The following is a 13182-nucleotide window of genomic DNA, read 5'->3' on the forward strand; positions in this document are numbered from 1 at the left end:
GACGAAGCAATCCAGACCGTCACCGCGGAAAGACCCTGGATTGCTTCGCTTCGCTCGCAATGACGGTTGAGGCGATACCTTACCTATTCGTCCCAAAGATCTTCCGCGCCTCGGCGGGGCTTGCGATCTCGCGGCCCGCACGGCGGGCGCAGGCGGCGATGGCCTCGATCAACTGGCCGTTCGACGTCACCTTCTTGCCGTCGGCGAGATAGAAGGCATCCTCCAAACCCGTGCGCAGGTGGCCGCCGAGCTCGGCGCAGCGCTGGTGCAGCGGCCAGATCTCTTCGCGACCGATCGCGGTGACCTGGAAATGCGCCTCGGGCCGTTTCAGCTTGATCAGGATCGGCAGCAGATCAGGATCGGACGGCATGCCGGAGGCAACGCCCATCACGAAGTTATATTCGAGCGGGCCCTTGTACATGCCGACCTGGTGATACATGCCGACACAGCGGACGATGCCGACGTCGAAACATTCGAACTCGGGGATGGTCCCGACCGCGTTCATCACGTCGAGATAGTCCTTCACCTTCTCGACCGCGTTGTCGAACATCATCGGCGGCCAGGCCCAGGTGTTGTCGGCTTTCACCTTCAGATAGTTCAGCGAGCCGGCATTGCAGGCCGCGATCTCCGGCCTGGTCTCGCGGATGCAGTCGAGCGCGCCGCTGTAGTTCGGCCCTGAGACGCCCGAGGTGTGATTGATGATGACGCCGGGGCAGGCCTCGCGGATTGCCTGCTGAATCTCCTTGCTGACACTCACGTCCCAGGACGGCAGATGTCCCTTGTCCGGCGCCTGCTGGCGCAGATGGATGTGCATGATGCTGGCGCCGGCATCGAACGCAGCCTTGGCTTCGCGTGCCATCTGCTCGGGCGTCACAGGCACGTTGTGCTGCTTCGGGTCGGTGAGCACGCCGTTCAGCGCGCAGGTGATGACGGCCTTGTCGCTCATGCCAAAAATGTCTCGCACGTTGAGAATTCAACGCTTGCGATCATGTGATGAGCGGCATGCGGCTTCTTGCGCGGAGAAGCTGGAAGGCACGGCTATCGTAGGGTGGGCAAAGGCGCTCTCGCGCCGTGCCCACCATATCTTGGCGCTGAACGAAGATGGTGGGCACGCTTTCGCTTTGCCCACCCTACGAGAGCGCGCCTAACTCGCCTCCGCGAGCCTCACCGTCTCGGTGCTGCGGTAGATCGCGAGGTCGCGCGAGCCGACGAAGATCGCGCGCGGTTTCAATCCATAGAAGCGGCGGATCGAATGGCTGAAATGGGTGGAGTCGGGATAGCCGATGTCCTGCGCGAGGTGGGCGAGATTGAGGTCCTGGTTGGCGAAGTGCAGCAAATGCCGCGCACGCTTCCAGGCGCGGAAGGAGCGGAACGAGATGCCGGTCTCCTCCTTGAACAGATGCAGGAAGCGCGAGGCCGAGAGCCCCGCTTCGGTGGCGCACGTATCCGCCGTCACCGGCTCGCCGGAGAAGCGGCCGATGCGGGCGACGGCGCGCATCACGCGCGGATCGAGCACGCGACGCGGCAACGCCTCGCCAAAGCACATCTCGTCGAATTCGGCGGTGGTGATGTCGCCATAGCGGCGCTGGCGCAGCAGCGTGTAGGCGGCGAGGATCTTGCGGGCATAGACGGCCCGGTCAGGTCCGGTCAGCCGCTCGGCCAGGGCCTCGATTACGCCGTCCGGCATGCTTTCCGGCTCGAGCGTCACGCTGATTGCAGTGCGGTAGTCGCTGGCGATGGAATGCCGCTGGTTCGGCAGGGTCACGAACAGCTCGCCGGTGGCGAGAACGTCGTCGATCGTCAGATGCAGGCTGCCCTTCACCGCGACATAGACGTGGCAGCAGCCGGGGGTGCGCTTGCGCGGGCGGCCGAGCAGGCCGGCATAGAATACCCGCTCCGGCGTGATCAGCATCAGATGGTCGGATTCGCGACCGTTATCTTCCATTGGGATCCTCCTCGCGCGGCTCTTTGGCCGCTGCGGACGGAGGTCACCTTAGCGGAAATTTGGGCGCTGTCACGGCGCGATAGCGCTGTCATGGAGACATGCGTTATTGTTCCGGGGCGGTCCGCCGGACCGAAACCGGAACCTGGAGATTGCTGCGCGAGATTCCGGGTTCGACGCCTCGCATCGCCCGGAATGACAGCCTCCCTTACGCCCTCACGCGCGGCGCAACATTCTGCTCGACGCCGGCCTTCAGCTCCGCGGCAACCGCGCGCTTGAATCCGTCGCGCTGCTGCAGCCGCGCCCAATAGGCTGCGACATTTGGCCCGAAATCCTTGGCGAGCCCGACATTGTTGGCGAGCCGGAGCGCGTAGCCGATGACAATGTCAGCGGCGGTGAAGCGGCCTGCGCACAATGTTTCGGCATTGGCCGTCGCTGCCTCGACCGCGCGCAGGCGCCCCAAGAACCATTTCGCATAGTCGCCTGCGACCTGCGGATTGCGGCGCTCCTCCGGCTCGAGCTGGGTGTATCGGAGCACCAGCGTCTGCGGGAAGGTTAACGTGGCATCGCTGAAATACATCCAGTTCAGGAACGCGCCATAGGCGGGATCTTCGGGTCCGACCATCAACGGCGTCGGTCCGTGCCTGATGCCGAGGTAATGGCAGATGCCGGAGGACTCGGTCATCTTCGTCTCGCCGTCGACCATGAAGGGAATGGTGCCGAGCGGATTGAGCGCAAGGTACTCCTTGGCGAAGACCCGCGGCGGGAACGGCAGCATCTTCAATTCATACGGAAGCCCCATCTCCTCCAGCATCCAGAGCGGACGGAACGAGCGCGCGGCGTCGCAGTGATAGAGCGTGATCATCAGGAAATACCTTTACTGCCGGGCAGCGTGCCCATCATCTTGCACAGGACCATCAGCATGACCTCGTCAGCACCGCCGCCGATCGAGGTCAGGCGGCTGTCGCGATAGGCACGGCTGACCGGCGTCTCGTTGGTAAAGCCCATTCCGCCCCAATATTGCAAGCAGGCGTCGGTGAGCTCGCGGCCGAGCCGGCCGGCTTTGAGCTTGGCCATGGTCGCAAGCTTGGTCACGTCCTCGCCGGCCACGAGTTGCTCGGCGGCGCGATAGATCAGCGCGCGCAACAGCTCGACTTCGGTCTGCATCTCCGCGAGCTTGAAGTGCACGACCTGGTTGTCGAGGATCGACTTCCCGAAGGCCTTGCGGTTGCGGGTGTATTCGATGGTCTGATCGATGATGTATTCGTGCGCCTTCAGGCAGGCCGCCGCGCCCCAGAGCCGTTCCTCCTGGAACTGGATCATCTGGTAGGTAAAGCCCTTGCCTTCCTCGCCGATCCGGTTGCGCTTGGGCACGCGGACATTGTCGAAAAAGATCTGCGCGGTGTCCGAGGAGCGCATGCCCATCTTGTCGAGCTTTCGTGCCACCGTGACGCCCTTGCTCTTCATGGGCACGCAGATCAACGACTTGTTGCGATGAACCGGCCCATCGCCGGTGTTGGCGAGCAGACAGATCCAGTCGGCCTGGGTGCCGTTGGTGATCCACATCTTGCCGCCATTGATGACGTAGTCGTCGCCGTCGGAGCGTGCATTTGTCTTGATCGAGGCAACGTCCGAACCCGCACCGGGCTCGGAAACGCCGATGCAGGCGACGTAATCGCCTGATATCGACGGACTGAGGAATTCGCGCCGCACCTCGTCCGAACCGAACCGCGCCAGCGCCGGCGTCGCCATGTCGGTCTGCACCCCGATCGCCATCGGCACGCCGCCGCAGGTGATGGCGCCAAGCTCCTCCGCCATCATCAGCGCATAGGAATAGTCGAGGCCGGAGCCGCCGAACTCGACCGGCTTGTTCAAGCCGAGGAAACCGAGGCTGCCCATCTTCTTGAACAGCTCATGCGCCGGGAAGATGTCGGCCTTCTCCCAGTCATCGACATGAGGATTGATCTCGTTGGCGATGAATTTTTGCAGGGAACGGCGGATGTCGTCGTGGTCGGCGGTGAATAGCATTTTTGTCAGCTCAGCTCTCGGTATCTCTAATGTGCTCGTCATGGCCGGGCTTGTCCCGGCCATCCACGTCTTCGTCAGCCGGCAGCAAGAACGTGGATGCCCGGGACATAGGCGAGCGGAAGCGACGCCGTCCTGCGGACGGCTATGCCCGGGTATGACGGTGGGGCGTTCACAACCCCATCTGCCTTGAGGCCAGATCCTTCATGATCTCCTCGGTGCCGCCGCCGATGGCGTTGACCTTGACCTCGCGGTAGATGCGCTCGGCCTTGATGCCGCGCATGAAGCCGGCGCCGCCGAAGATCTGCACGGCTTCCGAGGCGCAGAACGCCATGGTTTGCGTGGCCTGGTTCTTCATCATGCAGATCTCGGCGATCGGGCTCTCGCCCTGCTCCAGCCGCCAGGCCAGCATTTCCAGCATCGACTGGGATGCCGCGACCTTCTGCGCCATGTCGACGATCTTGTGACGGATGACCTGGTGCTGGGCGAGCGGCTTGCCAAAAGTCTTGCGCTCCTTGGCGTAGGCGATCGCCTCGTCGAGGCAGACCCGCGCAAAGGCGGTGCAGCCCGCCGCCATGCCCATGCGCTCGCTATTGAAATTCCGCATGATGATCTTGAAGCCCTGGCCCTCCTCGCCGATCAGGTTTTCGGCCGGCACGCGGCACTCGTCGAAATGCAGCGTCGCGGTGTCGGAGGCCCACCAGCCCATCTTCTTCAGTTTCGTCCGTGACAGGCCGGGCGTGTCACCCTCGATCAGGAGCAGGCTGACGCCGCCGGCGCCCTCGCCGCCGGTACGCACCGCAACGGTCAGATAATCGGCGCGCATCCCTGAGGTGATGAAGGTCTTCTCGCCGGTCACGACGTAGTGATCGCCATCGCGCCGCGCCCTGGTGCGGAGGTTCGCGACGTCGGAGCCGCCGCCCGGCTCGGTGATCGCCAACGCGGAGATCTTCTCGCCCGACAGCACCTGCGGCAGCACGCGTGCCTTGACCTCCGGGCGCGCCGCCCGCGCGATCGGCGGCGAGCCGATGGTGTGGCTCATCAGGCTGGCGCTGACCCCGCCGGCCCCGGCACGCGCCAATTCCTGGCTCGCCACGATCTTCATAAACTGGTCGGCGGCGATCCCGCCATATTCCTCGGGGAATCCGAGCCCCAACAGGCCAATCTCGGCCGCCTTGCGATAGAGCACGCGGGGAAATTCGCCGGCCTCGTCCCATTCATGGGCAAAGGGCGTGATCTCCTTGTCGACAAAGCGGCGCATCACCTCGCGGAAGGCGTCATGCTCGGTGGTATAGAACGGGCTCTTCATCGTCGTCTCGCCCTGCTGGCGGATTCGTGTTGGCCACCATGGCCGGAACATCTGCCGTTCACTTGCGCAGAGTGGCTGACCGGGGGAACCACTCCACGCGCAGCCATGCCTAGCAACTCAACGCAAGACGATTTTCGCCCCCCGCAGGCCAACTCCGGGGCAAAAAAAGACGTGCGCACAAACTCCGGCTGGCCCCAGGGCCACGCCGGGCATGGTGCCCGGCAAATAGGGACGCAGGCGGCACAAGACCGCCGAGGGAGGGATTTTGGCCGTTCGTTATTACGACTGGATCGTCCATCACGGCCGCCGTACGCCTGACAAGGTCGCGGTCATCGACCTCGCGAGCGAGCGCCGCTTCACCTATTCGCAGCTCGATGCCCGCGTCTCGCGCCTGGCCGGATTTCTCCGTGACACTCTCAAGGTGTCGCGCGGTGACCGCGTCGCCGTGCTGGCGCTGAACACGACCGATACGCTGGAGGTGCAGTTCGCCTGCGGACGGCTCGGCGCCGTCTTCGTGCCGCTGAACACCCGCCTCACCGTTCCCGAGCTTCAGTTCATCACCGGCGATTGCGCGCCGAAGGTGATGATCCACGACACTGACCTGGCCGAGACCGCGCTGAGCGTCGCAAAACTCTGCAACGTCGCGAGCAGCCTGCTGCTCGGCCCCGGCGGCGCTTACGAGACCGGCATCGCGTCCGCCAAGCCGCTCGCCCGCGCCGAGGAGGTCACGCTCGATGACGTCTCGACCATCATGTACACGTCGGGCACCACGGGCCATCCCAAGGGCGCGACCATCACCCATGGCATGACCTTCTGGAATTGCGTCAATCTCGGCGGCCCCGCCTGCATCGGGCCGGCCTCGGTGCTGCTGACCGTGCTGCCGCTGTTCCACACCGGCGGGCTCAATTGCTACACCAACCCGGTGCTGCATGCCGGCGGCACCGTGATGATCATGCGCGCCTTCGATCCCGGCACGGCGCTCGGCCTGATCAACGATCCCGCGCAGGGCATCAACGTGTTCTTCGGCGTGCCCGCGATCTACCAGTTCATGGCGCAGCATCCGGCCTTCGCGACAACTGACCTGACCCGGCTGATCGTCTGCGGTGTCGGCGGCGCGCCGATGCCGGTGCCGCTGCTCAAAGTCTGGGAGGCGCGCGGCGTCGCGCTCCAGCAGGGCTACGGCATGACCGAGACCTCGCCCGCCGTGCTGGTGCTTGATCGCGAGGATGCGGCGCGCAAGGCGGGCTCGGCCGGCAAGCCGGTGCTGCACACCGAGGTGCGGATCGTGCGACCCGACGGCAGCGATGCCGATGTCGGCGAACTCGGCGAGCTCTGGGTCAAGGGCCCGAACATCACGCCGGGCTACTGGAACAGGCCTGAGGCGAACAAGACATCCTTCACCGACGGCTGGCTGCACACCGGCGATGCGACGCGCGTCGACGAGGAAGGCTTCTACTATATCGTCGACCGCTGGAAGGACATGTACATCTCGGGCGGCGAGAACGTCTATCCGGCCGAGGTCGAGAACATCCTGCATCAGCTCACCGCGATCGCGGAAGCCGCCGTGATCGGCATTCCCGATCCGCAATGGGGCGAGGTAGGCCTCGCCATCGTCGCAGCCAAGCCCGGTCAGCGGCTGACCGAGGCGGCTGTCTTTGCGCACTGCGCGGCCAATCTCGCGCGCTTCAAATGCCCGCGACAGGTGCGCTTCGTCGATGCGCTGCCGCGCAACGCCACCGGCAAGATCCACAAGCCGACGTTGCGGAAAGAATTCTCGGTGGCGTCCGAAGTCGACAAGAAAGTCGCCAACACCTGATCAAAGCGCCCCTTGCGGGCGCTTCTTCGTTTCTGACGTGCCTGCTCCAACCCAGAAGAAACCGCAAAGAAAACCCCAAGGAATTTTCATGAACAAGAAACTCCCCCTGCTTGCCGCAGCAACGGCGTTGACGCTGCTTGCGACCCCGTCCGCGTATGCGCAGAAGGCGTACGACACCGGCGTCACCGACACCGAGATCAAGATCGGCAATGTCGAGGCCTATTCCGGTCCCGCCTCCGCTTACGGCATCATCGGCAAGACCGAGGAAGCCTATTTCAAGATGATCAACGACCAGGGCGGCATCAACGGCCGCAAGATCAACTGGATCTCCTATGACGACGGCTACTCGCCGCCGAAGACCGTGGAGCAGATCCGCAAGCTGATCGAGAGCGACGAGGTCTTCCTGGTGTTCAACGCGCTGGGCACGCCGACCCAGACCGCCGTGCAGAAATATCACAATTCCAAGAAAGTGCCGCAGCTCTTCCTCGCCACCGGCGCGAGCAAGTGGAACGACCCGAAGAACTTTCCCTGGACCATGGGCTTCCAGCCGAGCTACCGGGTCGAGGCACAGATCTTCGCAAAATACATTCTGAAGGAGAAGCCGGACGCGAAGGTCGCGATCTTCTATGCCAACGACGATTTCGGCAAGGACTACCTCGCCGGCATCAAGGACGTGTTCGGCGACAAGGCATCGAAGCTGATCGTGGCCGAGGAGAGCTACGAGACCTCGGAGCCGTCGATCGACGCCCATATCGTCAAACTCAAGGGCACCGGCGCCGATGTCTTCGTGAACATCGCGACCCCGAAATTCGCGGCGCAGGCCATCAAGAAGATCGCGGAGCTGGAGTGGAGGCCGATGCACCTGATGACCGACGTCTCGGTGTCGATCGGCGCGGTGATGAAGCCGGCCGGCCTCGAGGCATCCGAAGGCGTGTTGTCGGCCGGCTATCTGAAGGATGCGTCGGACCCGCAGTGGAAGGACGACGAGGGCATGAAGAAGTTCATGACCTTCATCGACAAGTACATGCCCGGCGCGAACATCTCGGATGCCAATCTGGTGTACGCCTATGCCGCGGCCCAGACGATGGTGCAGGTGCTGAAGCAGTCGGGTGACAATCTGACCCGTGAGAACGTGATGAAGCAGGCCTCGAGCCTCAAGGACTTCGTCCCTGACACGCTGATCCCGGGGATCAAGATCAACACCTCGGCCACGGACTTCGCGCCGATCGAGCAGCTCAAGATGTGGCGGTTCAAGAAGGGCCAGTGGGAGCTGTTCGGCGACATCATCAGCGCCGAAACGGGCGGCTAGCCACGCATCGCAGCAACGGGCGGAGACGTGCAGCTGACGTCTTCGCCTGCACTGACGTCGATCCCCGCGACCGGCAGGCCGAGCCGGCGCGGGTCATCGATGGCCGCAAAACGCGGACATGCCCATGCCAGCATCGCCCCGCCCGATGGCGGCAGATCGAGCTGAAGAACGAAGGCATCCGCGTCGATCGCGGTCGCGGCATCCGCAACGCGCACGCCGTCGAGATAGAACTGCACGCCGATCCGATCCAGCGGCCCGCGAATCTCCGGCGACGCGATCCGAATGATGGTGCGCCCCGGCGGCGCCTCGATCCGCAAGGCGGCTTCCGGCTCGCTCCAGCGGAAGCTGCGGCCCTGCCAGACCTCCCAGGCATGGAAGCCGGCCTGTGCGACCATCTGATCGCCGAGACTCTGCGCAGCTCCGCCAAGGCTCCCCCGAATGCCACGGATGCAATAGAGGCGCTGATAGTGGATCAGCGCGGCGATATAACGCTTCAGCCAGCGCGCGATGCTGCCGCGAGAGCCGCCCATGGTGAGCAGGGTCAGGCTGCAGCGCGCATAGCCTGCCGCCAAACGTGCAAGACCAAGCGCAAGGCGGTCGCCGGCCAGTGCGATCGCGCACCAACGCCCGATCGCCTGCAGGCCTTCGCTTGTCACGCGGCCGGCGCGCATCCGTGCAGCAAGGGCGCTGCGCGCCAGCGCGACGTTGAAATCGCCGCGGCTGCTCCACTCGATCGGAGTTTCGAGCAGCTCGCTGCCGGGATCATCGCGTGCTTCGCTGAGATAGCGGATCTCGCCCTGCACGAAATCGAGCGTGAATGTCTTCAGCTCGCCGATTTCGCCGATATAGTAGTGATGGAAGCGCGCCTCCTCGAGATAGCCGATCGTATGGCCCCTCGCGTGATACGCGGCGGCGAGCACCCATTCGGCGAAATGGCCGAGCTCCTCGCGCAGGCCGCCGCATTCCCAATAGACGTCGCGCCGCGTCACGAAGCACTGGTCCAGTACCTTGCGCCAGGGATGCTGCTTCATGCCGAACTCGATGTCGGCCTGGTACATGGCGGCCTCCGCCACGGACAGCCGGTTATGGCAGATCGGCACCGACTGACAGGAGAACCCCGCCCAGTCGGGACGCGCGTCGATCGCGCGGATGCAGGCCTCCATCACGTCAGGCTCGGGCCGGCAATGCGACTCCGTAAAGAACAGATATTTGCCGCGGGCCTTGGCGGCGCCGAAGGCGCAGAGCCCGATGTCATGGTCCGAATTGGTGAATTCGAGGCGCGCTTTGCCGCCGGCCAGCGCCTTCAGCTCGTTGAGTGCCTCGAAATCAGGCGGCACCACCAGAATGATTTCGTAAAGCGATTTGTCGGCGGTCTGCGACGTCCAGCCGAGCCAGGACAGCTCCCACTGCCCGCGGTGATGTTCCAGCGGGATGATGATGGAGAACAGCGGAGATTCACCGCCGTATGGTGCGGGCACGTCCTGCATGTTCCCTTATAGACGCACGCGACGCCATTCCGGACTCTTTCTCGCGGACTATACCGACAGAAACAACGCGAACGATTCCTCCACCGTGCGGCGCAGATGCTTTCCATACAATGCGTGGTTGGCATCGTCGGGGCCGACCCGTCCCAGGGACGGCTTCGCGACATTGCGGAGCGGCACATAGGCGATCGGCGCTGCGATCGGCGTCAGTTGCGAGCCGGGTCCGGCGCGGAGCGTCGAGATGATGCCGTACATCTCGCCGGCAACCGTCGGCCGCGACACCGTGATCACGCGATGCTGGCCGTGCTTGATGATGACGAGATAGATGAAGCCGGACTGATGCGGCACCGCAACCTCGCCGGTGTGCTCATAGGCGGCGTCGGTTCGCTCGCCCTCGCGGAACACCAGTGAGGACACCTTCGGCTCCCAGACGATCTCGGTGCGATAGGCGAAGATCGCATCCTTGTCGCCGAAGGACGGCCGCAGCGTGATGTAGACGTCCTCGAGCCAGGTCACCGCGCGATGCGCATAGGAGCCGAGGCTGTCGGGCGCGACATCGTTTGCGGCCGGAGGCGTCACCACGGCGGCGCTTTTGCGCAAGGAGACGCCCAGCGCCTGCTCCAGCCGCACGGTCGTTGCCAGCGTGAACGGCCGCCGGCCGCCGAGCACCTTCTCCAGCGTCGACAGGCTGAGCTTGGCCTGCTCGGCCAACGCCTGCCGGGACATCCGGCGCCTGGCGAGTTCCTCGCGAATGGTCTCCGCGATCTCGCGGCTCTGCTCGTCCGAAAGCTGCCTGTCGGTGACTTTATCCTGCGTCTGCATCGTCAACCCTGCTCCACGGACGCAAGTCTAGCAGGGCGGACAAGCCAGCACAAAACCGTACTTGGCGATCCCGGCCTTGGCCTGCCGGGGCCGGCCGCGGCGGAACATTGCCGATCATTCTGCTCGCGCATTCAGGCGCTCCCGACGGATGCTCCGAGCCAGCGAACACCCTTCGGGAGCAGGCGAAATGGATAGCTACGACACAGCCGACGGCGACGAGCACCCCATGTTGGGGCGGCTGATCAAGCTCGGATTGTTTCTGCTGGTGCAGGGCATCGCGGTGATGCTGGTTGCCTTCGTGGCCCTGCTCGTGAGTCTTGAGCCCGGATGGTCGGCGACGACGGAGCAGGCCAGCCTGCTCCAGCCCGGCGATGCCAAATCCGGCACCCTTCTCCTGAAGGAGGACGGCGCCTACACGGAGGCGATCCGCCTCGGCATCGACGTCGACATCACGGTGTCAGGCCCGACGCTGCGCGCCCGCGTCACCCAGGTCTTCCGCAATCCGACCAAGGACTGGGTCGAGGCGACCTACGTTTATCCGCTTCCCACCGGCGGCGCCGTCGACACGCTGAAGTTGGTGGTCGGCGACCGCGTCATCATCGGCGACATCAAGGAACGGCAGCAGGCACGGGTGATCTACGAGCAGGCGCGCCGTGCCGGCCAGAAGGCCGCGCTCACGGAGCAGGAGCGGCCGAACATCTTCACCAATTCGGTCGCCAATATCGGTCCCGGCGAAACCGTGCTGGTGCAGATCGAATATCAGGAGCCGGTGCATCAATCCGGCAATGAATATTCGCTGCGGCTGCCGCTGGTGGTCGGGCCGCGCTACAATCCGGCACCGATCGTGCAGAGCGTCGACTTCCGCAAGGACGGCTCGGGCTGGGGCGCGACCAATTCGGAGCCGGTGCCGGACCGCGACCGTATCTCGCCGCCGGTGCTGGATCCCGCCAGAAACGTGCCGGTCAATCCGACCAGCATCACGGTGCGCCTGAAGGCAGGCTTCGCGCTTGGCGAGGTCAGGAGTCACCACCATAACGTCAAGGTCGAGAGCCCGGACAATGCGACGCGAATCGTCACGCTCGCTGACGGCGCGGTGGCCGCCGACCGCGATTTCGAGCTGACCTGGAAGCCGGCCGCGGAGAAGGCACCGTCCGTTGGGCTGTTCCGCGAGCGTATCGGCGATGCCGATTATTTGCTCGCCTTCGTCTCCCCGCCCAGCGCCGAGCAGGCGACGCAAAAGCCGCTGCCGCGCGAGGTCGTGTTCGTGATCGACAATTCCGGCTCGATGGGCGGTACGTCGATCGTTCAGGCCAAGGCGAGCCTACTCTATGCCCTCGGCCGCCTCCAGCCGAATGACCGTTTCAATGTGATCCGTTTCGACGACACCATGGACGTGCTGTTCTCGACCTCCGTGCCGGCCGACCCCGCGCATCTCGGCGAAGCACTCGGTTTCGTGAATGGATTACAGGCCCGCGGCGGCACCGAGATGGTGCCGGCGATGCGCGCCGCGCTGACCGACAAGGCTGGCGACACCAGCATGGTCCGCCAGGTGGTGTTCCTGACCGACGGCGCGATCGGCAACGAACAGCAATTGTTCGAAACGGTCACTGCGATGCGGGGCCGCTCGCGCGTGTTCATGGTCGGCATCGGATCCGCGCCCAACACCTATCTGATGACACGCGCCGCCGAGCTCGGCCGTGGGGCCTTCACCCATATCGGCTCCGTCGAGCAGGTCGAGGAGCGCATGCGCGGCCTGTTCGCCAAGCTGGAGAACCCCGCGGTGACCGGGCTCAGCGTAAAGTTCTCCGATGCCAAGGCAGACGTGACGCCTGCGATCATTCCCGACGTCTATCGCGACGAACCGCTGGTGCTGGCGGCAAAGCTCGACAAGCTCGCCGGCTCGCTCGAGATCAAGGGACGTGTCGGCGACCGCCCGTGGTCGGTGACGCTGCCGCTGCAAAACGCCGCCGAAGGCAAGGGCCTGTCAAAACTCTGGGCCAAGCGCAAGATCGGCGACGCCGAGGTTGCGCGCACCATGCGCGAGATGACGCCCGAAGACTCCGACAAGGCGATCCTCGCGCTGGCGCTCGACCATCAGATCGTCACGCGGCTCACCAGCCTGGTCGCGGTCGATAAGACGCCGAGCCGCCACGAGGGCGCGCCGCTCAAGCTCAGCGAGCTGCCGCTCAACCTGCCGGCCGGTTGGGATTTCGAGAAGGTCTTTGGCGAGCGACCGCATCTGACGCCCACACAATTGCGCGAACGCCATGCGGATGCGCGCAACCAGCCGGCGACGAGGCGGCCGACGCCCGCCGCGCCGGATGCGATCCGCCTACCGAAGACCGCGACCTCAGCCGAGCTCAAGATGATCGCAGGTTTCATCCTGATCGTGCTCGCCCTGATCCTGTACGTGTTCAACCGGCGTCAGCCCTTGCTCACTGACGCCGCTTGAGAGAGGAGCCCCCCGAACTCCTC

10 protein-coding genes are annotated in these 13182 nt (G+C 64.5%); 3 read left to right on the plus strand and 7 right to left on the minus strand.

Annotation, left to right across the window (positions count from 1 at the left end; all coding sequences use genetic code 11):
* Positions 1-79: 79 nt before the first annotated feature.
* The 5 genes from AB7245_RS43915 to AB7245_RS43935 all read right to left on the minus strand — a co-directional run bounded on the left by AB7245_RS43915 (position 80) and on the right by AB7245_RS43935 (position 5276).
* On the minus strand, positions 80-946 hold the full coding sequence (locus tag AB7245_RS43915; RefSeq protein ID WP_028155241.1) for a 3-keto-5-aminohexanoate cleavage protein: 867 nt from the start codon (positions 944-946) through the stop codon (positions 80-82).
* Between the two features lie 198 nt (positions 947-1144).
* Positions 1145-1945 carry a helix-turn-helix domain-containing protein gene (locus tag AB7245_RS43920; protein ID WP_085404006.1) on the minus strand — a complete coding sequence of 267 codons (801 nt, stop codon included), beginning with the start codon at positions 1943-1945 and terminating at the stop codon, positions 1145-1147.
* A 205-nt stretch (positions 1946-2150) separates the two neighbouring features.
* The gene (locus tag AB7245_RS43925) at positions 2151-2807 is read right to left on the minus strand and encodes a glutathione S-transferase family protein (RefSeq protein WP_085404007.1); all 657 of its coding nucleotides are present in this window, start codon (positions 2805-2807) and stop codon (positions 2151-2153) included.
* Positions 2807-3970 (minus strand): acyl-CoA dehydrogenase family protein, encoded by a 1164-nt coding sequence (locus tag AB7245_RS43930; RefSeq protein WP_085404008.1) that lies wholly within the window; start codon positions 3968-3970, stop codon positions 2807-2809. Before AB7245_RS43930 ends, AB7245_RS43925 begins: the two co-directional genes overlap by 1 nt.
* A 169-nt stretch (positions 3971-4139) precedes the next feature.
* Positions 4140-5276 carry an acyl-CoA dehydrogenase family protein gene (locus tag AB7245_RS43935; protein WP_085404009.1) on the minus strand — a complete coding sequence of 379 codons (1137 nt, stop codon included), beginning with the start codon at positions 5274-5276 and terminating at the stop codon, positions 4140-4142.
* 265 nt (positions 5277-5541) lie between these two features.
* On the opposite strand from AB7245_RS43935, the gene AB7245_RS43940 reads away from it, so the two are divergent.
* Both AB7245_RS43940 and AB7245_RS43945 read left to right on the plus strand, forming a co-directional pair.
* The gene (locus AB7245_RS43940; RefSeq protein ID WP_085404010.1) at positions 5542-7092 is read left to right on the plus strand and encodes an acyl-CoA synthetase; all 1551 of its coding nucleotides are present in this window, start codon (positions 5542-5544) and stop codon (positions 7090-7092) included.
* An 88-nt stretch (positions 7093-7180) separates the two neighbouring features.
* Positions 7181-8401, plus strand: a complete 1221-nt coding sequence (locus AB7245_RS43945; protein ID WP_085404011.1) for an ABC transporter substrate-binding protein — start codon at positions 7181-7183, stop codon at positions 8399-8401.
* Here AB7245_RS43945 and AB7245_RS43950 read toward each other — a convergent pair.
* Positions 8398-9888: a glycosyltransferase family 2 protein gene (locus AB7245_RS43950; RefSeq protein WP_085404012.1), complete on the minus strand. Its 1491-nt coding sequence runs from the start codon at positions 9886-9888 to the stop codon at positions 8398-8400. The genes AB7245_RS43945 and AB7245_RS43950 overlap by 4 nt on opposite strands.
* Before the next feature lie 48 nt (positions 9889-9936).
* Complete coding sequence (locus AB7245_RS43955; RefSeq protein ID WP_085404013.1) at positions 9937-10707, minus strand: helix-turn-helix domain-containing protein; 771 nt, start codon at positions 10705-10707, stop codon at positions 9937-9939.
* Positions 10708-10894: 187 nt separating this feature from the next.
* On the opposite strand from AB7245_RS43955, the gene AB7245_RS43960 reads away from it, so the two are divergent.
* Positions 10895-13159: a marine proteobacterial sortase target protein gene (locus AB7245_RS43960; protein ID WP_085404014.1), complete on the plus strand. Its 2265-nt coding sequence runs from the start codon at positions 10895-10897 to the stop codon at positions 13157-13159.
* Positions 13160-13182: the final 23 nt, after the last annotated feature.

The organism is Bradyrhizobium sp. 604_D8_N2_3 (genome assembly GCF_051810765.1).
GTDB classification, from domain to species: domain Bacteria; phylum Pseudomonadota; class Alphaproteobacteria; order Rhizobiales; family Xanthobacteraceae; genus Bradyrhizobium; species Bradyrhizobium barranii.

Coding starts and splice junctions, on each gene's coding strand:
- AB7245_RS43935 (WP_085404009.1), bottom strand. CDS start 5,276: ATGAAGAGCCCGTTCTATACCACCGAGCATGACGCCTTCCGCGAGGTG.
- AB7245_RS43945 (WP_085404011.1), top strand. CDS start 7,181: ATGAACAAGAAACTCCCCCTGCTTGCCGCAGCAACGGCGTTGACGCTG.
- AB7245_RS43915 (WP_028155241.1), bottom strand. CDS start 946: ATGAGCGACAAGGCCGTCATCACCTGCGCGCTGAACGGCGTGCTCACC.
- AB7245_RS43920 (WP_085404006.1), bottom strand. CDS start 1,945: ATGGAAGATAACGGTCGCGAATCCGACCATCTGATGCTGATCACGCCG.
- AB7245_RS43930 (WP_085404008.1), bottom strand. CDS start 3,970: ATGCTATTCACCGCCGACCACGACGACATCCGCCGTTCCCTGCAAAAA.
- AB7245_RS43950 (WP_085404012.1), bottom strand. CDS start 9,888: ATGCAGGACGTGCCCGCACCATACGGCGGTGAATCTCCGCTGTTCTCC.
- AB7245_RS43960 (WP_085404014.1), top strand. CDS start 10,895: ATGGATAGCTACGACACAGCCGACGGCGACGAGCACCCCATGTTGGGG.
- AB7245_RS43955 (WP_085404013.1), bottom strand. CDS start 10,707: ATGCAGACGCAGGATAAAGTCACCGACAGGCAGCTTTCGGACGAGCAG.
- AB7245_RS43925 (WP_085404007.1), bottom strand. CDS start 2,807: ATGATCACGCTCTATCACTGCGACGCCGCGCGCTCGTTCCGTCCGCTC.